We start from the raw sequence: 22,203 nt of genomic DNA, 5'->3' as shown, positions 1-22,203 counted from the left end.
GGCGGGGTCTCGTCGGCGTTCCGGCCGACCCTTCCGCTCACGTGCGCGCCTGCACGTCACATAGTCAGGTGTCCCGTCATGCTCGATTTCATCTACTACCCCGTATCCGCCATTCTCTGGTTGTGGCACACCGCTTTTGCCGCCGTCCTCGGTCCCGCCAGTGGTCTGGCCTGGGTGCTGGCGGTGGTGTTCCTCGTGGTCACGTTACGTGCCGCATTAGTTCCGACCTTCCTGAAACAGGCCCGTACCCAAGCGATCATGAGACGTTTGCAACCAGAGATCGCCGCGCTGAAAAACAAATACGCCGACGACCGGCAGCGCCAAACGCTGGAGATCCAGAAACTGCACAAGGCCAACGGTGTCAACGCCCTGGCCGGATGTCTGCCGGTGCTCGGTCAGGGCCTGGTCTTCTTCGGGCTTTTCCATGTCTTGCGGTCCTTCGACCGTACCGCCCCCGCCGGGCACCTGCCCTTCTTGTCGCCCACGTCGCCGATGACGGCCGAACAGAACGCGAGCACGCCCAACTACGTTTTCAGTGCCGCCGACGTGCAATCGTTCATGCAGGCGAAGCTGTTCGGCGCGCCGTTGTACGCAACGCTGGGCAATGCCGGTGATCTGGCCGTCCGGGTGGCCGTCGTCGCCATCCCGCTCATGCTGATCGCCGCCGTCGCAACGCATTTCACCGCGCGGGCGTCGGTCGCGCGGCAAGACCCGACCGCGGCACAGCTTCCGCTGCTGAACACCCTCACGCTGTGGGTGCTTCCGGCGGGCGCGATTGTCGGAGGCGCGATGCTGCCCGTTGCGATTCTGCTGTATTGGGTGTCGAACAATGCGTGGACCCTCGCGCAACAACACCTGGTCTACCGTCGGCTCGACGCGGAATCGGCCGCCGAGACACTTCGAGTCGCCGAGGCGCGGGCACGCACCGCGCCGAAGCCGGGGGTGAAACCGAATCGGCGTAAACGGTGACAGACGCCTGACGCCGAATTCGCCGCTGTCCTTCGCCTGCCGCTGTCCCTCGTCTACCGCTTGGTCGAGGGGCAGCCATCGGCTACGCGGTGCGCGCCTGCAGATAGTATCCGGCGGCGATGCCGATCAGCACCTGTCGCACGCCAACCGGCGCCCAGGTCGCCGACGGGTCGTGTTCCACGACCGGGTCGATGAGCTCGACCGTGTGTCCTTTGGTCTCCAGCTCGAAAGTTCCTGCGGCGCAGATGTTTTTTCACCCGTTCGATCCCACTCCCCGCACCGGACCGGTGCCCGGCGAGCCGGGCTCGACGCAACCGACCGGGCCGGGTTTGCCGCTGCCGCGGTTGCGTCCGCACCGAACCTCCCACGCCTGCTACACCGTTCGCCGCATCGACCCCGCGTCTACTGTCCACGGCCTGGCGGTCATGCCCACTCTGGGCTGGGCTGCCGGTGATCGGCTGCGGTGGGAGGTCCGATGCGGCCTGATCCTGGCCACCCGCACCGCACCAGAGGCCCCCGTATCCCGCAGTGACACGGCCTTGAAACAATTGCTGCGCTGGATCATCGACGCCGCGGACACGACCGGCAACGACCCCGAACTCGCCGATTGGCGGCGCGGCGGCCTGCACGCTACGGGACCATGACCGGGGTCAGGCAGCTGGCCGGTGGATCGACGAGGAAGCAGATGGCAGGGCCGCGGGTGGGGCGGTAGTCGGCGGGGACACCGCCCGCAGCGACGATCTGCGTGTAGGCGTCGACGGCGTCGGTGGGGCGGCGAGTGAGGGTCGGGTCGGTGCGCACGTCGACGGTGTAGAGGCCGAATCGTGGTGTGTAGCTGCCCCATTCGTAGTTGTCGGTGAGACTCCAGTAGTTGTAGCCAATAACGTTGATGCGGTCGGCTTTGGCGCGCTGGATCCAGTACACGGTGTCGCGGAGGTGATCGCTGCGGGTGTAACCGTCGGCGCGCGGATGCCCCTCTTCGGTGGGCATACCGTTCTCGACGATGTAGAGTGGTTTGTTCGGGAAGCGGCGCGAATAGTATTGCAGCGCATAGTAGATGCCCTCGGTGCGCAACGGCAGCTCCCAGATCTGCGCCCCCGGCATGTTCGGCATCGCCGATCCGCTGGCTTTCGCGATGGACTCAATCAGCGACTGCGCCGGATCGTAGGCGAAGTAGTAGTCGACGCCCACGTAGTCGAGCCGGTCCGCGATGCGGTCGACGAGCGCACCATTGACCTGAGCCTCCGAGCCTGCGACATAGCCGACGTTGCTGGTCACCTGGGCGCCGGGGTGGATCTGATGGATGTAGTCATAGATGGCGTTGTGCGCCTGTGCGATCCGCTCCTGCATCTCGGCCGCATCGGCGGCACCCCTGCGGGCCTCCTGCACGATGTAGGCGACCGGCTCGTTCACGGTGACCCACAGCGGATTGTGGGATGCGTAGCGGTCGACGACCGCGCGCATGTTGACCAGCCAGTCGTCGACCATGCCCGGATTGCGCCAGCCGCCGCGGTCGACCGCCCAGCCGGGATACACCCAGTGGTCAAGAGTGATCATCGGCCGCATCCCGGCCCGCTCGATGCTCGCGATAACCGCGTCGTAGAAACGGAACGCGGCGGCGTCCCAGATTCCCGGCGCGGGCTGCAGCCGGGCCCATTCGATCCCGATCCGGAACACCCGCACACCCAGCGCGGCCGCCAGGCCGATATCGGACGCATAACGGTCGTAGAAGTCGACCGAATTGTGAAGTTCGTCGTAATCGGGGTGCGCGGCGATGTAACGCGTCCAATTACTGTCGGGCGCATGGCCTTCGGACTGGAATCCAGAGGCCGCGACACCCCAGAGGAATCCTGCGTCCAGCGGCGGCACGCCGGCCGCCGACCGCATCGGTGGGGTGGCCGGGGAGTGCGTGCACAGCAGCAGGGTCGACGCGGCGGCGGCGAGCGCGGTCAGGACGTACCGACGGAACCGGGATCGCATCCGCTCAGAGTAACTGGATACGACCTCACCCGGTGGCGGTCGTCCATACCGGCCAGCCACGCCAACCACTTCGGGTCGGACTGGTCTTTCTCCCTCTGCCGCACTTGCGCTTGCGTGTACGGCTTGAATCCACCCATGTTCACCCCTCGACTCGCATCGGCCGAACCGCACAAGCCGCCGTCGTCGGACTCGCCGTTCGTCGAACCCGCTCCGAAGTTGTTGCGCCGCAAGTCCGGTCGTAAGCCGGGAGGGTAGCCCGGCCATCCGGGCTCGACGCTGGCGTTGGTTGATCGGGCGGACAAGACGCTGTCGTATGAGCCGCCGCGTGTCAGGGCTGTGGCGGGGACCTGGCCGACGCCGAGGTGGTGGGTGTGCAGCGCCGTCAGGTGTTCGACCTTCCACCGATCAAGGTCCAGGTCACCGAACATCGGCTGATCACCCGCCGCTGCGGGTGTGGCGTCGCGACGTGCGGGGGCGCCCCGGCCGGGGTGAACGCGACGACGCAGTACGGGCCGAGGGTCACCGCGATCGTGCTGTATCTGTACGTGGGGGAGTTCCTGTCGAAAAAAACGCGCCGCCGAGGCCTGTCACAGTTGTTCGGCACCCCGCGCGCACCGAGAAATACTCGCTGCGGAGTCCATCCGTTCCCTTCGACCTTTGGCCTGCGACGTTGCGACGGTGCACGCCACGGACTTGCTGCGACTGCTCGACGAGTTCGTCCCCAACCCCAGCGACGTCATCGGCGTCGGGTCCATGCTGGTGGACGGCACGATCTGCCGACCTGGGAAAATGGTCGGCGATCCCGGACCCATTCTCCGGAAAAACCCAGTATCCGGGGTTTCGCGGTAGGGACCGCCCTTACGGGCGGCCGGCGGACCTCGATCGCGTCCACCTCGACGCGCAGCCCGCGCCAACTCGGATGTCGTAGTGCGCCGACGTAGACCGGTGGAGCGTATGTATTCGAAGGCTGCAATATTCAGAAGGCTGAGGTATTCATTGGGACGTGCTCATCGGTTCGGCGGCCTTGGCGGGTTCGGCATGCGGGAGGGAATGACCAGCGTTACGCAGACATTGGCCTGTCGCGTTGGGTGGTCCCCGTTTGTTGTGACCTTTGTCGGGTAAACACCTGTTCGGCAGGACCCACGCTCGTCTCGGGCTACGGCGAGCCCGCCCTCACCTGCGGGAGGGTAGCCGTAGCCGACGTACCAACAGTCAGCAAGAGAGCGACGCCCGCCGAGCCGGTGTACCCCGCAAGTGGTTGCTTTGGCGCGGCAGAGCTCAATAGCCATCTTCGGCAGCGTTTACCGGCCCAACTGCAGAGGGAGCATCCGATGACCGAATCCAGCCCCGCTGATCTCAAGACGCGGCATCGCGCAATGTGGGCACTGGGCGACTACCCGGCCGTCGCCATCGAACTCATCCCTGGACTGGGCTGGCGTCTCGTCGACGCCTGCCGTATCGGCCCGGGTCAGCGTGTGCTGGACATTGCGGCCGGATCCGGGAACGCCGCGATCCCGGCCGCTGAGGCCGGTGCGGATGTCGTGGCGAGCGACCTCACGCCGGAGCTGTTCGAGGCAGGCCGGCGTATCGCCGCCGCACGGGGCGTCGACCTGCAGTGGCAGGAAGCCGACGCCGAGGCATTGCCCTACGCCGATGCCGAGTTCGACATCGTCATCTCGTGCGTAGGCGTCATGTTCGCGCCGTTCCACCGGGCGGCCGCGGGCCATTGCCGCCGAACCCGTCCGGATCGCGCAGTTAGACCGGGAACTCGCGGATCTCGCTTCCCAACACGACCTGGGCAACGGGCGGATGGAGTGGGAGTACCTCTTGGTCACCGCACGCCGATCGGCCTGACCTGGTCAGATGGCGCTGACCAGGCCGTCGGGAGACCGCAGTGGCGGACCAGCACCGGGCTCGCGAAAACCGCGATTCAACCGTGCGCCAGCGCTGGGTCTCAGATCGATCGGAAGGCGCCGGGGTTGCGCCCGGTGGTCCGGCGGATGAGACGGCCAGCCGGGTCAGGCGGGTGCGGCGGAACCGATGGGTGTGGCAAGCCGGATCGGTCGGCCCTGGCTGTCGGCGATCTGGAGCAGGGCGCCGAGCTCGCGCAGCATCCATGGAGGCGGTCGTGCGCGAAGTCGCGCGGGCCTTCGCAGCATTCGGGCGGGTCGATGTCGTGGTCAACAACGCTGGCGGCGTGGTGCTCGGCATGATCGAAGAGCTCACCGAGGAACAGGCCCGAACGCACCTGGACACCAACTTCTTCGGCGCACTCTGGGTGAGTCAAGCAGTGGTCAACTGCTGCGCGAGCAGGGGTTCGGGCACATACTCCAGGTCTCCTCGATGGGATCGGCTGGAGGATTCGCCGCGACCGGCCTCTACGGCGCCGGCAAAGCCGCGCGCGACAGTGTGAGTGAAGCGCTGGCGATGGAGGTCGAGCGGTCCGGGATCAATGTGACGATCCTGCGCCCCGGCCGCGACGAAACCGGCCTGTTCACCGCCGGCCTCACCATGACCGAGCAGAACACCGCCTACGCCCCACTGCGCACCTGGCTCAACGACATGTGGAGCGAATCCCACGACGCCGACCTGGCACTGGCGGCGTCGGTGGTCATGGAAATCGTGGACCTGCCCGAACCGCCCAAGCGAGTCATACTCGGCAGCGTCGCCTACGACAGACACGGTCCAGCAGCTCGGCCGAGCGCGCACTTCTGAACTCGCGAAGCGGGAACACCTCAGCCGCCGGGCCGGGTGACACCCTCGCCAGGCTCCGGCGCGTGACGTCTCTCGCACCGGACCGCCACTCACACGGACCGGAAGGTTGTCCGCCCCCTCGGATCGCATTCCAGATTAGTTATGCGCATAATGTTATGCGCGTAACTAATCTCGCGAGGAGAGCTCATGGACTTCGATCAAGCCGACGCCATCAACCAGGCCATCCGCCTGCTGAGCCTGCGCCACCGAGCCAGGGCCGCGACGCTGCTGGCCCCGCTCGGCCTGCACCCCGGCCAGGAGGCACTGCTGCTCGAACTCGCCCGTACAGGCCCGATGATCGGCGCCCAACTCAGCGAAGCGCTCGGCTGCGAGCCGCCCAGCGTCACGCTCATGACCCGCAAGCTCGAAGCCACCGGCCACATCCGCCGCACACCCGCCCCCTCCGACAAGCGCGCCAGCATCGTCGAACTCACCGACAGCGGCAAAGCCCTGACCGCCCAACTCGAGCAACTGTGGTGCGCCCTGGCGGAGGAAACCGTGACCGGACTGCCCGCCGCGACCGTGGCAGAAATACCCGGCATCCTCCAGACCATGACCGGCAACGTCGATACCCGACGCCCCCGCCACCCCCACGACCGCAAGCACCATCCGGACGCGGCCACGAAGCCTGACCCGGGCACGGTGACGGAGTTGACCGGTGAATACGCACCGAGCGCGCTCGAATGGGTCCGCGACCACGTCGAGCATATCGCGCGCACCGGCACGACCGACGGCGTCACGATGGGCGGCCGACCCACCGTACTGATGAGCTACCGGGGCGCCAAGACCGGCAAGGTTCGCAAGACACCGCTGATGCGTGTCGAGCACGACGGGCACTACGCGGCCGTCGCGTCCAATGGCGCCCAGCCGAGAAACCCGCAGTGGTACGCCAGCCTCGTCGCCGAACCGGCCATCGAGCTTCAAGACGGCGCGATGACCCGCACGTACCGGACACGGGAGGTGTTCGGAGACGAGAAGGCCCTCTGGTGGGGCCGGGCGGTCGACGCATTCCCCGACTACGCCGACTACCAGCGCAAGACCGACCGACAGATCCCGGTCTTCGTGCTCGAACCCGTGGGTACACCGGCCGCCTCCGGCACCCAGCGCTAGTACAGCGGGCTCCGGCCCGGGTCCAGACTCGCGCGAGAGAATGCCAGGGCAGATACGCCCCCAGGGTCGGGTGGCCCGAGGGGATTGCACCCACGGGCCACCCGCAGATCCCGGCGTGGAAGTCTCCCTTCACCGGGCTCCTGCCGTCTTGATCATCAGCGGATGGGCCACCCAACGCCAGTGGCACGGGGGTACTCGGTGGTGGTGGGTTCCCAGTACTCTCGGGCTTTGCGGCGTGGCCGTGCAGGAACCGCAGCAACGCACGCAGCGATGTCGCCATCGCCTTCGCCGACCGCGTGTTGCGGTCACGGCAATAATCGACCATGAACACCGGGACATGACCCGAATCCAGCTGCCGCACAGCAGAATCCACCGGATCCGGCAGCCAAGCCAGGAACGTGCCGGCCTACGTGCCGTAACGCACCGTCTCCCGCGACAACCCCCGCTCGCCCGCCAGCCATGAGCGGAACCCGGCCAACAACACCGCAGCCGCAGACACCTCGACGCTCACGATCTTCTCCCGTCTCGACACGAACACTGCGCGCTCGGTCGGCGGCAGCGTCTCGAGGACCAGCATCGGCGCCATCGACATACTCTCGGCGAGCTCGACATTCGCCGAGCATCCGCGGCCGACACCAGCCGCTGCTGCCGCTCATCCAGATGCGGCAGCAGCGCCTCGAATTTCGCCGTCGAAAACCCCACCCACCACGAAATCGCCTATACCACAATATCTCTCGAGAATCAGAGGCGTTCCGCCCAATTTCGCGACAAGCCCTGACTACGCAGCATTGTGCTAGCCCCGGTAACCAGCGCCCGGCACGAATCGCCCGCCCCGCTCGTCGAGCGGCCGGCCGTCCTCCGCGACCAACTGGCCCCGGAGATAGGTTCGCATGACCCGCCCGGTCATCGTCCGCCCGTCGAACGGTGTCCACCCCGCCCTGGAGATGACGTCGGCGTTGCGAAGTGTTCGGGTCGCCGCGGGATCGACGAGGATCACGTCGGCGTCGGCTCCCGGCGCCAACCGCCCCTTCCGCGGCCACAATCCGTAGATTTTGGCGGGCGCCTCGCTGTAAACCTGGGTGACGTCCTCGTAGGACAGGTGACCGCGGGCCGCGGCATCGAGCAGAACGTTCATCGTGCTGTCGAGGCCGGGCAGCCCGAAGTGCACGTCCCAGATGGTCCCGGCTTGTTTCTGCGCCAACGTCGATGGCGCGTGATCGGTGGACATGTGGGTGAGCACACCGCGGCGCAGCAGACGCCAGAGCTCCGCTTCGTCGTCGTCGGTCCGCGACCGGGCCGGCGGGGTGAATTTCCGGAGCGCGCCGTGGAGGTGGACCTCGTCCTCGCGAAGTAGGAAGTACTGGGGACACCCCTCGGCCGCCAGCATGGCGCCCTTGGTGCGCTCAGCCGCGACGTAGTCGGCGACCTCCTTGTTGCTGACGTGCGCAATGCTGGCGCGAGCGCCCGTCCTGCGAACCAGCAGCGCGGCCACGGCGGCTGCCACTAGTTCGGCGTCGAGGTTGCGCCACTCCGGCAGCACGCCGGGGTCGTCGCGGCCCTCACCCTGAAGCAAGGCCTCCGCCGCTTCCGTCAACGACTCGTCCTCGCAGTGCATCAGGCTCACGGCACCGCTGAGGGCCGATGCCTCCAGATGCGATTTCAACGCGGCAGCGTTGTGCCCGGGAACACCGTGTGTTGTGCAGGTGAACACCTTGAAGAACGCGACGCCCGCGGCCCACAGCTCTCCTACCAGGCCCGTCTCACCAGGCCACGCGTGGGCGGCAAGGCCGAAGTCCACGTTGGACCGATCACCCAGGTACCGCGCCTTCTCGGTCAAACCGGCGACTGTGCGGACGGGGCGTCCGTGGGAATGCTCGATGATGGTCGTGACCCCGGATGCGGCTGCGGCGCTCGTGCCCGTCGGGAAGTCCTCCCGCTCCGGACTGCCGGGGTCCATCAAGTGGACGTGCGTGTCCACGCCCCCGGCCATTACCAGCAGTCCGGACGCGTCCACGACCGCACCGGCGTCCGGGCGCTGCGGCCCGACGTTCACGATCCGCCCCTCGCTCACCGAGATATTGGCCTGCCGCCGCCCTTTCGGCGTGACCACGGTGCCGCCCTCGATGAGCAGGTCTACCTCTGCCATGTCGTGCTCCTCAGGAATAGCGGACGTCCTCGAACGTCCCGAACCAGTCGAACGACGCGTTCGACGCATTGATAACGAGACTCTGCTGATGCGTGTAGGCGCGGAACGCCTCCTGCCCGTTCTCCGAGCCGATGCCGCTGTCCTTGAAGCCGCCCCACGGTGACGCCGGATCGATCCGGTGGTGGTCGTTGACCCAGATGATCCCGATGTCGAGCCGCCGGCTCACCCGGATGGCCCGGCCCACGTCCCGCGTCCACACCGAGGCGGCCAGGCCGAACTGCGCGTCATTGGCCATGCTCACCGCGTCGTCCTCGTCGTCGAACGGGGCGATGACCGACACCGGGCCGAACACCTCCTCGGACCAGAGGTCGTCGCTACGTTTGACCTCGGCGACGATCGTCGGTTCGTAGAACCACCCGTTCGCGTACTCGTCGCCCTGGGGAATACGCCCGCCCGTCAACACAATTCCGCCCTGTTCGCGCGCTCGGTCGACGGCGGTCGCGCTCTTGTCGCGCTGCGCTTTCGATACCAGCGGGCCGACCTGGGTCTGCGGATCCAGCGGGTCGCCGAGCTGCAGCGCGCGGGTGCGCTCGACCAGTCGAGAGACGAACGGGTCATAGATCTTGCGCGACACCAGGATCCGAGATCCCTGCACACAGGTCTGTCCTGTTGCGATGAACGCGGCGAAAAGTGCGCCCGCGACGGCATTGTCGATGTCGACGTCGTCGAAGACGATGACGGGCGCCTTGCCGCCGAGCTCGGCGGTTACCGGAATCAGCGAGCGCCCCGCGGTGGCGGCGATGACACGCCCGGTCTCCGTCCCGCCGGTCACGTCGAGCTTCGCCATCCCTGGGTGTTCGGTGAGGGCCTTGCCCGTGGTGCGGCCCAGGCCGGGCACGAAGTTGATGACGCCCGACGGAACCCCGGCCTCTTCCAACAACTTTACGAGCTCGCCCGGAGCTGCGGGCCCGAGCTCGCTCGGCTTGATCACGAGTGAGTTGCCCGCCGCCAGCGCGACGGACACCTTCTTCATCGTGATCAGGAGGGGATGGTTCCACGGCGTGATCAATCCGACGACCCCCAACGGAACGCGCCGCACGACGTTGAGGTGATCGGTCCCGAAATCCGGGCTGGACCCCTCGTAGGTCTGCGCCAGTGCGCCGAAGTATTCCAGCCATTCCGGTAGGCGTTTCAACTGTGCGCGCATCTCCCGCAGCGTGCGGCCGATCTGTACGGTCTCCAGGCGCGCGTATTCCTCGATGCGGTCGGCCAACAGGCTCGCGGCGCGGTTGAGAATGCGCGCACGTTCCCGCACGGGCAACCCATGCCAGCGGCCGTCGTCGAACGCCGCACGGCCCGCTGCGACAGCGCGGTCGATATCCTCGGCGGTGCCGTGCGCGACGTTGAAAAGGAGTTGTCCGGTGGCGGGATTCGTCACCTCGAATTCGTTGCCGTCGCTGGCGGCGACGTCCTTGCCGTCGATGTGGAGCAGAATTCGATCAGTCATGGTGATTACCTCGGTTCAGTGCGAAAAGCCGCTCGGCGTTTCCCGATGCGATGGCGTTGAGGGCCTCATCGGAACCGGTGAAACCTTCGAGCTGGGCTGCGAACGTGCCGCCCGCCATGTCGAACGGGATGTCGGTGCCGAACAGCACCCGGTCGGCGCCGACCCGTTCGATGAGCCATTGGGTCGACATCGTGCTGAGCGTCAGCGAGTCATAGTGAAAACGTCGCAGATAGTGGCTCGGTGCGTGCACCGGGCAGTTCGCCTCGGGGCGAACCTGGTATCCGTGATCCAAACGCCCGATCTGGTAGGGCAGATGGCCCCCGCCGTGCACCAGCATGAGATCGAGGTCCGGCAGTTCGTCGAGGGTTCCCGAGAAGATGAGCCGCGACGCGCTAAGGGCGGTCTGCCACGGATTGCCCTGCAGGTTCGTCAGATAGAAGTCGTCGAGGCCCGGCGACGATCCGACGTAGTACGGATGCAGCACCAGGGGCGCGCCGAGATCCGCCGCCGCTCGCAGCACCGGCCGCAGTGAGTCGTGGTCGAGCGGTGTGCCCTCGATGTGCGGTCCGATCTGCGCGCCGTGCATTCCGAGTTCTTCTACGCTGCGCCGCAATTCAGCGACGGCGGCCTTGGGATCTTGCATCGGCAGCGTCGCGAGGCCGGCGAACCTGGTCGGAGCCTGCTCGACCATGGACGCGATGGAGTCGTTGATCGCACGGGCGGCCGCCGCTGCGCCGTCGACCCCTGCCCAGTACAGAAACAGCGGTGGCGCGATCGACAGCACGGCGAAATCCGTTCCGTCCTGGTCCATCTGCGCCAGACGCGCCGCAACGTCGTGGAACCTGTCGAGCAGCGGATAGCGGTAGCCCTGCCGGTGCACCACCCAGGACATGGCCTCGTTCACCTCGAGAGTGATGCCATCTGGCGCAGAGCCGGACCGCATCGCGGCAACGAGCGCGGGCGGAATCACATGAGCATGGACGTCGATGACTCTGCTGGGGACTTTCACGGGATCGTTCACAGGGCCTCCAAAACCTCGTCTGTGGTGGCAACCCAGCCGAATGCCTGCCGGACCAGGGCAAGCGCCGAGTCATGCAATGACCGGTCCATGGTGTCGACGCAGTCTTCGACGACGATCGGGGCGTAGTCTCGCGCGTTCGCCGCAACCGTGGTGGCGAGCACGCAACTGTTCGTGTTCACCCCGGTGAGCAACAAGACTTCGATGTCGCGTGCCCGCAGCACCTGGTCGAGTTCGGTTGCCATGAAGGAGTCGTAGCGCTTCTTGTTGTAGACCACGACGTCGTATGCGGGGTCCAGCAGCTGCGGCATCACCGCGAGGCCTTCGCTGCCCGGCAACTGGTGATTGAGCACGTTCGAGCGGGTCGCATCGGTACCCGCGACCCGTTCCCACCACGGATTGGACGAGATCTCCCGGACGTCATGGTAGCTGGTGACGACATGAATCACCGGAATCCGGCGCGTGCGGGCTCCGGTGATCAGTACGCGGTTCGCCTCCGTGACACGGGCGGCCGCTTCGGCCGGCAGCGGCATGGTGGCAACGGACGGATCGAGGTGACCGCGGTGCATATCAATGGTGACCACGGCCGTGTTTCGACCGGTTAGGGGCAGGGCAGTCATGCGATTGATTCCTTGGGGTGTGGGCGGAGTTCGACTTCGCCGCTGGACAGGACGTAGTCGACGTGCTCTTCTACCGGTTTGCCGTTCACCCGGTCGAGCAGCCAGTCAGCGGAATAGGTGAGCCAGTTCGGGCCCGAGGCGACCGACGGCGTCGGTAACGAAAGTGCGTGGCGGCCTTGCTGGTAGACCAGCATCGCCGAGGGGCTCGCACATGCCGCAACGAGCTCGTAGCTGTGGCCGATCGGGGACAGTTCGTCCTCGTCGCCTGCCACGACAAGCCACGGCACGCGCATCTGTGGCATCAACGGTCGGAGATCGATCTCGTTGACCATGTCATCGAAGGCCTTCTCGTCGCGCTCGAGCCCCGACATCCACATGAAGCGTGCCTTGAAGCTGGGTGATGCGCATTCGAAGATGGTGTGGCAGCCCGGCTCGTGACATACCAGCCCGACCGCCGCGCCTTTGAGTTCAGGTTGGGTCGCGGCGATCTGCGACATCCAGTACGAACCGAATGACAGTCCCAGGCCGACGATCCGTTCGTTGTCGACCTCATCGCGGTCCCGGCACCAGGCCATGATCGCGTTCCCGGCGTCCACCCACGCGGTCGGTGTGAAATGTAATCCCCTGATCGGCGCCTCGCCCTGGCCCGGGCCGTCGAACGAGAGTACGGCGAATCCCCGCTGCAGCAGCTTGTCTCCGTACAGGTTGACGTTGAGCTCCTTGGGTGCGTCCATTCCCCCGCAGCAGATCACAGTGCGCACCGGCCCGCCGTGGTAGCCGGGGGGCAGGTGGAACCATGCGGGGATGTAGCAGTCGCCCAACGGGATCTCCACCCGCTCGACATGGTGATCAGCGAGCCGCGCGTACGCGTTGAAGCAGTCGTTCTTCCGGTCGTCCAGGTCGACCAGGGCAGGGGTCGTCTCCCAGATCGGCCATTCCGCCGTCGCATAGAGCAACGCCGCGTGAAAGTAATGTTCGCGCGCAGACTCCAGCCGCAGCTCGCGTTCCGCCGCCACAGCGAGCGCTTGGCGCCGCTGCGCACGTTCGGTGAAGACGGGAGTGATATCGGCGAACTTCGAGATGCGCGACGCGGCGACCGCGAAATCCGGTGTGGCGTCGACTCCCATCGGTCGCAGGGTGTAGGCGACGCGCGGCTGGTCCCACTCCAACCCATCCGTCCGGAGGACCGAATCGATGATCCAGCGCTGCTCACGCCATCGCTTCGGGCCGATGGGGTGCGTCATGTACTCCTCCTTATTCATCATTCATCGACGCGCGGGCGTTGCGACACGCACGAGCTGATTGGTATTCACGAAGAGCAGGATGACCACGCCTACCAGCGGAAGGACGGTCAGCTGCCAGAACCCGGCGCCACCCCACCCGGCCGCACCGACCAGGCTCGAAAAGAGGTACCCGGCCACGGATGCGGGAATGTAGAAGCATGTGATGTAGAAGCCCGATGCCCGACCGACGAGTCCGGGACGCACTGCCCGTTGTAACCCGGCGTACACGCCCACGAAGCAGAACCCGCTCGCAATCGCGCCCTCGGCGAACGCCAGCACATACTGCCAGCCGATGCTGTCGGGCCCATTGAAGATCAGATATCCGACCACCGCGCCGCAGAGCATGGAGACGATCAAGACGTAGCGAACATTGAGCCGGTCCATCAGGTAGCCGGCAGGCAGGCCCGCCATGGCGCCGAGACCGAACATGCTCGTCACCGCGCCTGCGGTGCCGAGGCTGAAGTGTAACTGCTTCTGCAGGAACGTCGGATACAGGCCGATGAATCCATACATGGCCACACCGACAATCGCCGCGACCAACCCTAGCAGCAGCACATTGCGATTGAAAAATTGCGTAGGCACTGCGTCGATGGCGCCGCGGTCGGATTTCTCGGGACTGGAAAGCTCGACCTGCTCGGTGAACTGCCGCTTGACGAACAAGCCGACGATCAGGACGAACAGGAAGCCGATGGCGCCGAAAACATAGAAGGGAACGTGCCAGGATCCGAACGACACCGCGAGATTCGCACCGACCCGCGGGCCGAGGAAGCCGCCCACACCGTAGGCGAAGTTGAGGCTACCGATGGCCAACGCCCGGTGCGCGAAGAAGTACGCACCGACCGCCGAGAAAAGCGCCGCGTTCTGCATGGCCTCACCGACTCCGGAAAGCGCGCGGTAAGCGAACAGGTCGGAGAACCCGACGCCGAATCCGGTCAACACGGTGAACGCGGAATAGACGGCAATTCCCAGCAGGATCACCGCCTTTCGCGATAGGCGGTCCAATAGGAAGCCGGTTGGCACACCGGCGATGCCGATGCCGAGCGTGAAGATCGTCGCGAGCAGACCACCCTGGGCCAGCGAGAATCCGAGGTCTTTGCTGACCTGCGGCACGACAACGGGAAAGACCTGACGGTCCATCGCGTTCGTGACATACGACAGGGCGAGGATGACAAGGCTGGTGACGGCCGTCGCAGTCGTCAGTCGGGAGAGCCCGGAACTGCCTTGCCGGTGCGATGTATCGATGTCGCTGCTCATGCGTGATCACTCCTTATGTGTGCCTTCATGGCTACACTGGCGCCAGTATGACATAGAATGCATGATATACAATGCATGATGCGAACAGACGATGAGCCTCCATCTCGCCCGGAAGCCCCCCGTTCCGCAACAGCACAAGGCGCCTCAGACCATGGTGATCCCACGGCGAACACGACCGTTCGTCGAACCGCGCGCTCCTGATAGAAGGAGCGACGCGGTGTACCAACGCTCGGGGGCGAGCAGGTCGATGTATGAAAGGCACAGCATGATCACCACCACGACACAGGCGGCGCCCCCGCGCTATAGCAAGGCCCTAGGGTTCTCGCTCTATCTCTTCATCGCCTGTTCGTACATAGCCAACGCGATGGACCGAAGCGTCTTCTCGAATCTCAATTCGTACGTCCAGAAGGATCTCCACCTGAACCTCGCCCAGAGTGGATTCATCACGACCGTCTTCGCCATCGGCTTCGGCATCACCGGGGTATTCGCCGGATTCCTCCTCGACCGGTACCGCCGTAAGACGGTCCTGATAGTCGGAATGCTGGTCTATTCGATCTTCACCATGCTCATCCCGCTCTCGCAGGGATTCTGGGACATCACCACCTATCGCGTGGTGACCGGTATCGGCGAAGCGATGCAGCAGACCGCCATCTTCACGATGGCGGGCGTCTTCTTCGCGCAGCGGCGAAACCTCGCCCTGGGCGGTATGAACGCTGCATACGGGATCGGGTCCTTCATCGGGCCGATTCTGGGCATCCAGATCTTCCTCGCCGGGTCCAGCGACTGGCGGTTACCGCTCTACGTATTCGGGGTGATCGGCCTTGTCTACGCGCTGCTGCTGCTGTTCTTCCTGCCGTTGCCGTTCAGCGAGTTCGGCAGGGATGCGGCCAAGTCGGATCGTAACCACCCGGTGGCGGCCGCCGCCCAGCCGCAGACGCGGCAATCGCTCATACGGAACCTCACCCTGCTCGCCGCGGCGAATGTGCTACTCGGCGTCGTGAACTACAGCTACCTCGGCTTGTACCCGACATTCCTCAAGTCCCAGTTGCACTTTCCGCCCCAGGCAGCCGCGCTCGCAGTGAGCATGTACGGGATCGGGGCATTCGCGGGATTGGTGGGCGGTTACATCGCGGACAGGTTGGGGGAGCGCCAGTTGATCATCGTGGCCATCGTCGGTTCGATCCTGGTTGGTCTGCTGATGTTCGACGTCGCGGACCGGCAATGGGAACAGATGGCCCTCAGCCTGCTCTTCGGCGTGTTCAACAGCGGGTTCCTCTTTGTGAACGTCTACGCGCTGACGCAGCGCGCGGTGGCGGTCGAGCACATCGGCAAGGCGTCCGGGCTCGCCTCCAGCGCGCACTACATCGGAGCAGGGTTCTCCGGCGCCATCTTCGGCGGAATCGTCCAAGCCGCCGGCTGGGGTGTGGGCGGTCTGGTCGTACTTGTCGCCGTACCGATAGTGGCCGGGATATGCGTGGCCTACGTGCGCGTCGCCGACAAACAGCCCGTGAGCTCGTCGGCGGCCTGAATTCAAACCCCTACAAAAGGAGACAGCTATGAACGTCTGTGAGGCGATCGCACGGTGGTGCGCGGACATCGAGACACCCTTCGTCGCAGGGATCCTCGGCAACGGTCTGCTCGAGATCGTCGACCGGCTCTCGACTGACACCGAGGTGCCGTTCATCCTCACCCGGCATGAGCAAGGTGCTGCGATGATGGCGTACTCCTACGCGTTTCAGACCGGCAGACCGGCCGTGGTGGTCGCGTCGAAGGCCCCCGGGGCGACGAATACGGCGATCGGGGTGATGGGCGCCTACGTGGAATCCCTGCCGATGCTGGTGATCAGCGCCCAGGTGAGCAACGACCACGAGGGATACGAAGCATTCGAGGAGATCGACCTCGCAGCGTTCTACAAGCCGATCACGAAATGGTCCGTACAGGCGAACAATCCGGACCGCGTGCCCGAGCTGCTGAATGAGGCTTACCGGCGGACGCTTTCGGGCCGCCCCGGCCCGGTCCACGTCGCGATTCCCTACAACTTCATGTACCGGGAGATCAAACGTTACGTGCCCCCGGCGATCCCGCGTGCGTACTCCACCATCGACCCCGAGCAGTTGAGCGAAGTCGTCGAACTGATGACGTCGGCACAGCGCCCGCTGATCATCGCGGGAGGGGGTGTTCCGTCCGGCAACGGCGGCGACGTCTTCGCGATCGCGGAAGCGTTTCGCGCCCCGATCGTGTCATCGTGGCTGCGGAAGCCGGTCTCCGACAGACACCCGAACGTCGTCGGGATGGCGGGGATCGGCGGTGGGCCCGCCGCGCGGCATGCCATCCACGACGCCGACGCGGTGCTGGTGTTCGGGTGCCGGTTCTCCGAGCAGATGACCGAGCACTATCGCATGCGGTTCGCCGACGACGCCCGGATCGTCCACATCGATCTGGACCCCGCCGTGATCGGCAGGGTGCATCCGGCAACGATCGGGATCACCGGCGATCTTCGCGATCTCCTGCCACTTCTCCGCGACGCCGCGGGGCCGACCCCGATCTCATCCGATGAGCGGACGTGGTTGGCGGACCTTCAACGCGAACATGCGGATTACCAGAAAAGCCTGGCGGACGCGCGTACCGACGGCAACGCCATCGGCGGCCGTGAGGTGGCACGCGAACTGCGGCGGCTGCTGCCGGACGGCACCCGGCTCGTCCTCGACTCGGGAAACTATCTGCACTGGGCGGAGCAGTACTTCTCCGTCGCATCGGGGGGAGAGTTTCACTACCCGACGTCGGGAACCATGGGATTCGGCATCCCGGGTGCGATCGGCGCCAAGATCGCGCATCCCGACGCGTTCGTCTGCGCGCTGGTCGGTGACGGCGGCTTTGCCATGACCATGGGCGAGCTGGAGACGGCGGTGCGCACCCGGACCCCGATCCTTGTTGTCATCGTCAACAACAGCACGATCGGGCACATCCGGATGCGACAGGATGCCAATTTCGAGGGCAGACGGGTCGGCACCAACTTCATCGAACAGCACTTCGCACATGTACCAAAGGCGTTCGGCGCGTTCGGAGCAGAAGTCGCGGTGCAAGACGAACTCGGCACGGTGCTGAAGGACGCGATCAGCGTGGTCGAGGCCGGCGGAATCGCTGTCGTCGACGTCCACGTGACCGACGAGCTGGCGGCCGGTCCGCTTGTCAAGTGGTGGCATGACTAGTCGTACGAGGCGAACGAAAACCCCAAAAGGAGATATGCCGTAGATGGCCAGAATGTGTGTAGCGGCCGCGTCACTTGGTGGAACCATAACGATGACCTCTACCAGTGCCGACGGGCAGGGGGTCCGGCCGTCGTTGAGCGCCGAACAACTGCTCACCGCCGTACCCGCTCTTGACGACATCGCCGAGCTGCGGGCGACGACGCTCAACACTCTTCCCGGAGCGTCGCTCACCTTCGAGGATGTGATCCGGGCTCTCGACTGGGCCCGTGCCGAAGTGGCCGGCGGCGCTGCCGGCGCGGTCGTCATTCAGGGCACCGACACCATCGAGGAGACGGCCTACCTGCTCGACTTGTATTGGGACTCACCGGCACCACTCGTCGTCACGGGCGCGATGCGCTCGCCCCAGCTACCGGGGGCGGACGGCCCGGCGAATCTGGTCGCGTCGGTCCAGGTGGCCGCTGATGAAGCCGCTCGGCATCGGGGTGTGCTCGTCGTGTTGAACGACGAGATTCATGCCGCGCGCCGGGTGCGCAAGATGCGGGCGAGCGGCCCGGACGCATTCGCGTCGCCGTCGTTCGGGCCGCTCGGCTACGTCGATGAGCGGCGGCCCGTTTACCGCGGCACCGCGGCCGACCGCACGACGCTACGGTTGCCCGACCCCTTCGCGCCGCCACGAGTGGCGCTGCTCGAAACGTACCTGGGCGATGACGGAGCCGTCCTCGACGTCATCGCCGCGAGCGGGTTCCGCGGCGCCGTGCTGGCCGGCTTCGGGGTGGGCCACGTCTCCAGTTCACTCGCCAGCGCGGCGGAAAGAGCGGCCGCCTCCATTCCCGTCGTGTTGGCCAGCCGGACCGGTGCGGGAAGCACGCATCGCAATAGTTACAGCTTCGATGGCTCCGAATCGGACCTGATCGCCAAGGGTGCGATCCCCGCCGGATGGCTGGATGCGCGAAAAGCGCGCGTGCTGCTGGCGTGTCTGCTCGCCGGTGGGGCCACCACCGAAGACATCCGCGCAGAATTCGATCACAGGGGTAGATCGCTATAGCGGGACGCGCGCCATTAGCCTTGGCATAGCATCACATAACGGACATAACGCTCGAGGGGGCAGGAATGACACTCAGTATGAACGCTCGGCAACCCCGAGCCCTTACCACGCACGTCTATGTCCTGGACACGCTCCGGGAAGCGATCCTCAACGGAACGCTTCCCGGCGGCGCGCGTCTCATCCAGGCCGATCTCGCCGCGCAACTCGAGGTGAGTATCACGCCCGTTCGTGAGGCACTACGCGACCTCGCGGGCGAAGGACTGGTCGTGTTCGACCCGCATCGTGGATCCCGGGTGCGCAGCCTGGATATAGACGAGGTTCGCGAGTTGTACGAGATGCGCATCGCCCTCGAACCGCTCATGGTGCGTCGCGTGATGGGCACGATCACGCCCGAGCAACTCGACCGCGCCGAAGAACTCTGTCGCCTGCTGGAGAAGACGACGAACGCCGAGGAATGGTCCGAGCTCAACCGGGAGTTCCATGCACTGTTCACGATCGAGGACAAAGAGAGCCGACTCTCGATGGTCCTCAACGGCCTGCGCGACAGTGCCTCCATGTACGTCAAGCTGTCGCTCGGTACCGGCACGGATCGCGTTGCGGAATCGAATGCGGAGCACGCCAAGCTGATCGAGTTCTACCGTGCCCGCGACACCGAGCGCGCGATCGACCTGACCGTCCAGCATTTGCGGGCAACCCTTACGACCATCGAAGAGGTGCACCAAAACCGCCTGCCTTGAGCCTCCTGGTGTTTGATGTGCGCTTGGGGTTCCGAACCTCATGCAGGATAAGGCAGGGCAGCCCCGATCTCGCACCGACTCCGCTTGGGGATCGGCGGTGTATTCCCACAGTCGCACTCGACACCGACCGTGCGCCGTCGGCCTCCGGATGCGGGGTCGTGCGCTCCCGTCCATCGGCCGACGGCCCGTCACAGCCTAGTTGCCAGTGGAATCCGTTGCGGCTGGCGGTTCTGGCCGACGGTTGTGCGGGTCGCGGCGCTGCGCCTCGTCGAACCCGGCAGCGATCACCGCCGCCGTATCGGCGGCGATCGAGGCGGTCAGCCACTTGCCGGTCGCTTTCGGGCCGCGGTCCCGCTCGCGGTCACCACCGGCCCCACCCCGGGTGATCACGTAGTGGGCGCCGCGACCGTGCAGATAGTGCGCGTGCTCGCGTTGGGCGTGCAGTGCGTCGGCGGTGACGACCACCTCGGTCAACTCGTCGATCGTATCGAGAAGTGTGGAGAACATGGGGATTTCATTCGACTTGTAGCTGATCTCGACCTGGCCGAGGACGACCCGGTGTCGTGGTCCAAGCCCGCCATCACCATCCGGGCGCGGTTGGTTGTGGTCCTCGATCCTCGCAACGCTTTGCCGTCGACCGCGATTGCCCGGCGCGACCGCCGAGACTCCCGGCACCGCCCGCGCGGCCGCGAGACGACTCGCCGCCGGGGCCCCGATCGCGGTGTCGAATCCGTCGCCGGTGAACGCCGAGAGCGCGCGGCGGATCGTCGATGCATCCGGCGCGCCGATCCCCATCCCGGCCAGCACGTCCCCGGCCGAGTCGGCGGCCCATTCGGCGATCGCGGCGAACGAACGCGCACCCGAGACCACCGCGCACACCGAGATGAACAGGATCACTGAAAACCAGTGCCGCACACCACGCTTCTCGCGTGGATCGGGCACCGATTCCAGCACCTGCAACAGTCCCGGCCGCACCGCGGCCGGGACTGCACCAACCGACCCCAACTGGCATGACAGGACAGCAATAGGCGACGATGGCACAGCAGGCAAGGCGTAGCTCCACGATCAGGATTGTGTAGGAGCTTTCATGATCAACTGCCTCGCCGTGCCTGCCCGAACCGCCCGATCCCCGGTGTGTCGCAACGTAAATCAGCAGTTCAAGCAGACAGAATCCGACTTTGCCTCAGCCCTGACCATCGGGGCCGATCCTCTCTCCAGGTGGCGTGCGCCCCTCACGTTACTCTCGACCGGTGTCAGCCCAATCGAACCCAGAGATGATCGCGGTCTACGACAGTGCGGGCCGCGAGGTCGGTGCCGCCGACCGAGCCGAGGTCTACCGCGACGGCGTCTGGCATGCGAGTGCCGGTGTGCTGGTTCGTTCCGGCGATGGTGCGCGCATCTATGTGCACCGCCGCACCGACACCAAAAGGGTGTTCGCCGGCATGCACGACTGCCTGGCCGGTGGCGTCGTTGAGCCCGGCGAGTCGCCGGCGCGGACCGCGCTGCGCGAACTCGGCGAGGAATTGGGCATCATGCTGCCGGCCGACGCGACCCTGCCGCTGCTGCGCACACTCTCCTGGGACGGCGAATGGAACGGCAACCTGATGCGCTGCCACCTGTTCGCCTACGAACTGCGCTATGACGGGCCGATCCGGCACCAGCCCGAGGAGATCGCCGACGGCTGGTGGTGGACCGACGCCGAACTGGCCGCCCACCTGGCCGACCCCGCCTGGCCATTCGTTCCCGATACCCGCATCCTCGTCGACGGCCTGCTCGGTTGACCCCACCCCGATAACGCCGGGACCCACCGCTGCCGGCGGATCCCAGCGTTCGCGGCGAGCAGATGGCGGCCGATGCCGCCGGGCGCGATCAGCCAGCGCTGCCGCTGAATACCTGCAAAACCGATTCGAAGATCGTAGCGACCACTTGGAGCAAATCCATGAATTTCCTAGCTTCGTTTACTGATTTCGGATGTTGTCGAAGCTGGAAGCCTCGGCCATAAAGATGTCCAGGCTACCCCGTTAGTGAAGAAACCACTCAGCTCGACGAAGTGACCGATCCCGCCCAGGCCGCGAACGCACCCGGATTGCGGGTCTGCAGCAGTACCCGACCCGGTCCGGTGAAATCGAACACAAAACCTTCGCCGGACTTAAGCGACTGAATCGAACGCCCGGAGACCGCGCGCCGAATAGTGAAATTCATGGCCAGGTCGTAGGCGACCACATGGCCGGTGTCGATGGTGATCGGTTCGCCGGGCTGCAGATCGATCACGTCGATCGCGCCGAATACCCCGACCACGACTTCGCCCTCGCCGTGCGCGCGCAAACCGAAACCGCCCTCGCCGCCGAACAGGTTCGCGAAGCCGCCCCATTTGCTTTCCACTTGCACGCCATGGGAATTCGCGATCCAACCGCCGCGGCTGATGAAGAACGGCCGATCCGGCGTGATCTGCAGGTTCAACATGTCGCCGGGCAGCGCGGGCGCCACATCCACCCAACCACCTTGCGGCGGTGCGGTAATCGAAACGAAGAATGATTCGCCAGCCAGCACCGACCGCTTCAGCCCGGCCAG

The 22,203-nt window shown here is 65.7% G+C and carries 18 protein-coding genes and 5 pseudogenes; 12 read left to right on the top strand and 11 right to left on the bottom strand.

Annotated elements, in window-relative coordinates; all coding sequences use genetic code 11:
* Positions 1-78: 78 nt before the first annotated feature.
* Both yidC and ACV7NQ_RS34890 read left to right on the top strand, forming a co-directional pair.
* Complete coding sequence (yidC, locus tag ACV7NQ_RS34895) at positions 79-969, top strand: membrane protein insertase YidC (RefSeq protein WP_463363442.1); 891 nt, start codon at positions 79-81, stop codon at positions 967-969.
* 245 nt (positions 970-1,214) lie between these two features.
* Positions 1,215-1,613, top strand: coding sequence for a hypothetical protein (locus ACV7NQ_RS34890; RefSeq protein ID WP_463363441.1), 399 nt, complete (start codon positions 1,215-1,217; stop codon positions 1,611-1,613).
* Here the strand turns inward: ACV7NQ_RS34890 and ACV7NQ_RS34885 are convergent.
* On the bottom strand, positions 1,600-2,949 hold the full coding sequence (locus tag ACV7NQ_RS34885; RefSeq protein WP_463363440.1) for a family 1 glycosylhydrolase: 1,350 nt from the start codon (positions 2,947-2,949) through the stop codon (positions 1,600-1,602). The two genes, ACV7NQ_RS34890 and ACV7NQ_RS34885, sit on opposite strands and share 14 nt — an antisense overlap.
* Positions 2,919-3,377 carry a hypothetical protein gene (locus ACV7NQ_RS34880; protein ID WP_463366130.1) on the bottom strand — a complete coding sequence of 153 codons (459 nt, stop codon included), beginning with the start codon at positions 3,375-3,377 and terminating at the stop codon, positions 2,919-2,921. The genes ACV7NQ_RS34885 and ACV7NQ_RS34880 overlap by 31 nt, the downstream gene beginning before the upstream one ends.
* Between ACV7NQ_RS34880 and ACV7NQ_RS34875 the strand changes: the two genes are divergently transcribed.
* The 5 genes and pseudogenes from ACV7NQ_RS34875 (at position 3,312) to ACV7NQ_RS34855 (ending at position 6,813) form a co-directional block, all read left to right on the top strand.
* Positions 3,312-3,890 carry a hypothetical protein gene (locus ACV7NQ_RS34875; RefSeq protein ID WP_463363439.1) on the top strand — a complete coding sequence of 193 codons (579 nt, stop codon included), beginning with the start codon at positions 3,312-3,314 and terminating at the stop codon, positions 3,888-3,890. The genes ACV7NQ_RS34880 and ACV7NQ_RS34875 overlap by 66 nt on opposite strands.
* Positions 3,891-4,280: 390 nt before the next feature.
* Positions 4,281-4,715: pseudogene (locus tag ACV7NQ_RS34870) on the top strand (class I SAM-dependent methyltransferase); the annotation flags it as partial.
* A gap of 350 nt (positions 4,716-5,065) precedes the next feature.
* Positions 5,066-5,664, top strand: a pseudogene (locus tag ACV7NQ_RS34865) (SDR family NAD(P)-dependent oxidoreductase).
* A 186-nt stretch (positions 5,665-5,850) separates the two neighbouring features.
* Positions 5,851-6,108, top strand: a pseudogene (locus ACV7NQ_RS34860) (MarR family winged helix-turn-helix transcriptional regulator); the annotation flags it as partial.
* Positions 6,109-6,354: 246 nt separating this feature from the next.
* Positions 6,355-6,813, top strand: coding sequence for a nitroreductase family deazaflavin-dependent oxidoreductase (locus tag ACV7NQ_RS34855; protein ID WP_463365938.1), 459 nt, complete (start codon positions 6,355-6,357; stop codon positions 6,811-6,813).
* A gap of 523 nt (positions 6,814-7,336) precedes the next feature.
* Here the strand turns inward: ACV7NQ_RS34855 and ACV7NQ_RS34850 are convergent.
* From ACV7NQ_RS34850 to ACV7NQ_RS34820, 7 genes and pseudogenes are all read right to left on the bottom strand, one after another.
* Positions 7,337-7,426, bottom strand: a pseudogene (locus ACV7NQ_RS34850) (RNA polymerase subunit sigma-24); the annotation flags it as partial.
* 180 nt (positions 7,427-7,606) lie between these two features.
* On the bottom strand, positions 7,607-8,959 hold the full coding sequence (locus ACV7NQ_RS34845; RefSeq protein ID WP_463363438.1) for a dihydroorotase: 1,353 nt from the start codon (positions 8,957-8,959) through the stop codon (positions 7,607-7,609).
* Between the two features lie 10 nt (positions 8,960-8,969).
* Complete coding sequence (locus ACV7NQ_RS34840; protein ID WP_463363437.1) at positions 8,970-10,466, bottom strand: aldehyde dehydrogenase; 1,497 nt, start codon at positions 10,464-10,466, stop codon at positions 8,970-8,972.
* A complete protein-coding gene (locus tag ACV7NQ_RS34835) occupies positions 10,459-11,487 on the bottom strand; it encodes an amidohydrolase family protein (RefSeq protein ID WP_463363436.1) in 1,029 nt (342 codons plus the stop codon). The genes ACV7NQ_RS34840 and ACV7NQ_RS34835 overlap by 8 nt, the downstream gene beginning before the upstream one ends.
* Positions 11,484-12,104, bottom strand: a complete 621-nt coding sequence (locus ACV7NQ_RS34830) for a cysteine hydrolase family protein (protein WP_463363435.1) — start codon at positions 12,102-12,104, stop codon at positions 11,484-11,486. Before ACV7NQ_RS34830 ends, ACV7NQ_RS34835 begins: the two co-directional genes overlap by 4 nt.
* Entirely contained in the window at positions 12,101-13,348 is a 1,248-nt protein-coding gene (locus ACV7NQ_RS34825; protein WP_463363434.1) for an alpha/beta hydrolase family protein, read from the bottom strand. Before ACV7NQ_RS34825 ends, ACV7NQ_RS34830 begins: the two co-directional genes overlap by 4 nt.
* Positions 13,349-13,369: 21 nt before the next feature.
* Positions 13,370-14,641, bottom strand: a complete 1,272-nt coding sequence (locus ACV7NQ_RS34820) for an MFS transporter (RefSeq protein WP_463363433.1) — start codon at positions 14,639-14,641, stop codon at positions 13,370-13,372.
* Positions 14,642-14,906: 265 nt separating this feature from the next.
* Here ACV7NQ_RS34820 and ACV7NQ_RS34815 point away from each other — a divergent pair, with 265 nt between their 5' ends.
* The 4 genes from ACV7NQ_RS34815 to ACV7NQ_RS34800 all read left to right on the top strand — a co-directional run bounded on the left by ACV7NQ_RS34815 (position 14,907) and on the right by ACV7NQ_RS34800 (position 19,632).
* The gene (locus ACV7NQ_RS34815; protein WP_463363432.1) at positions 14,907-16,169 is read left to right on the top strand and encodes an MFS transporter; all 1,263 of its coding nucleotides are present in this window, start codon (positions 14,907-14,909) and stop codon (positions 16,167-16,169) included.
* Positions 16,170-16,197: 28 nt separating this feature from the next.
* A complete protein-coding gene (locus ACV7NQ_RS34810; protein ID WP_463363431.1) occupies positions 16,198-17,850 on the top strand; it encodes a thiamine pyrophosphate-binding protein in 1,653 nt (550 codons plus the stop codon).
* Positions 17,851-17,893: 43 nt separating this feature from the next.
* Entirely contained in the window at positions 17,894-18,895 is a 1,002-nt protein-coding gene (locus ACV7NQ_RS34805; RefSeq protein ID WP_463363430.1) for an asparaginase, read from the top strand.
* Positions 18,896-18,960: 65 nt separating this feature from the next.
* Positions 18,961-19,632, top strand: a complete 672-nt coding sequence (locus ACV7NQ_RS34800) for a GntR family transcriptional regulator (protein ID WP_463363429.1) — start codon at positions 18,961-18,963, stop codon at positions 19,630-19,632.
* A gap of 726 nt (positions 19,633-20,358) precedes the next feature.
* On the opposite strand, the pseudogene ACV7NQ_RS34795 reads toward ACV7NQ_RS34800, so the two are convergent.
* Positions 20,359-20,586: pseudogene (locus ACV7NQ_RS34795) on the bottom strand (transposase family protein); the annotation flags it as partial.
* A 320-nt stretch (positions 20,587-20,906) separates the two neighbouring features.
* Here ACV7NQ_RS34795 and ACV7NQ_RS34790 point away from each other — a divergent pair.
* Positions 20,907-21,413 carry an NUDIX hydrolase gene (locus tag ACV7NQ_RS34790; RefSeq protein WP_463365937.1) on the top strand — a complete coding sequence of 169 codons (507 nt, stop codon included), beginning with the start codon at positions 20,907-20,909 and terminating at the stop codon, positions 21,411-21,413.
* A 256-nt stretch (positions 21,414-21,669) separates the two neighbouring features.
* On the opposite strand, the gene ACV7NQ_RS34785 is transcribed toward ACV7NQ_RS34790, so the two are convergent.
* Entirely contained in the window at positions 21,670-22,194 is a 525-nt protein-coding gene (locus ACV7NQ_RS34785) for a TIGR00266 family protein (protein WP_463365936.1), read from the bottom strand.
* Positions 22,195-22,203: the final 9 nt, after the last annotated feature.

The sequence above is a fragment of the Nocardia sp. Tas62D01 genome (genome assembly GCF_055232035.1).
This window is presented reverse-complemented; position numbering and strand designations above follow the sequence as displayed.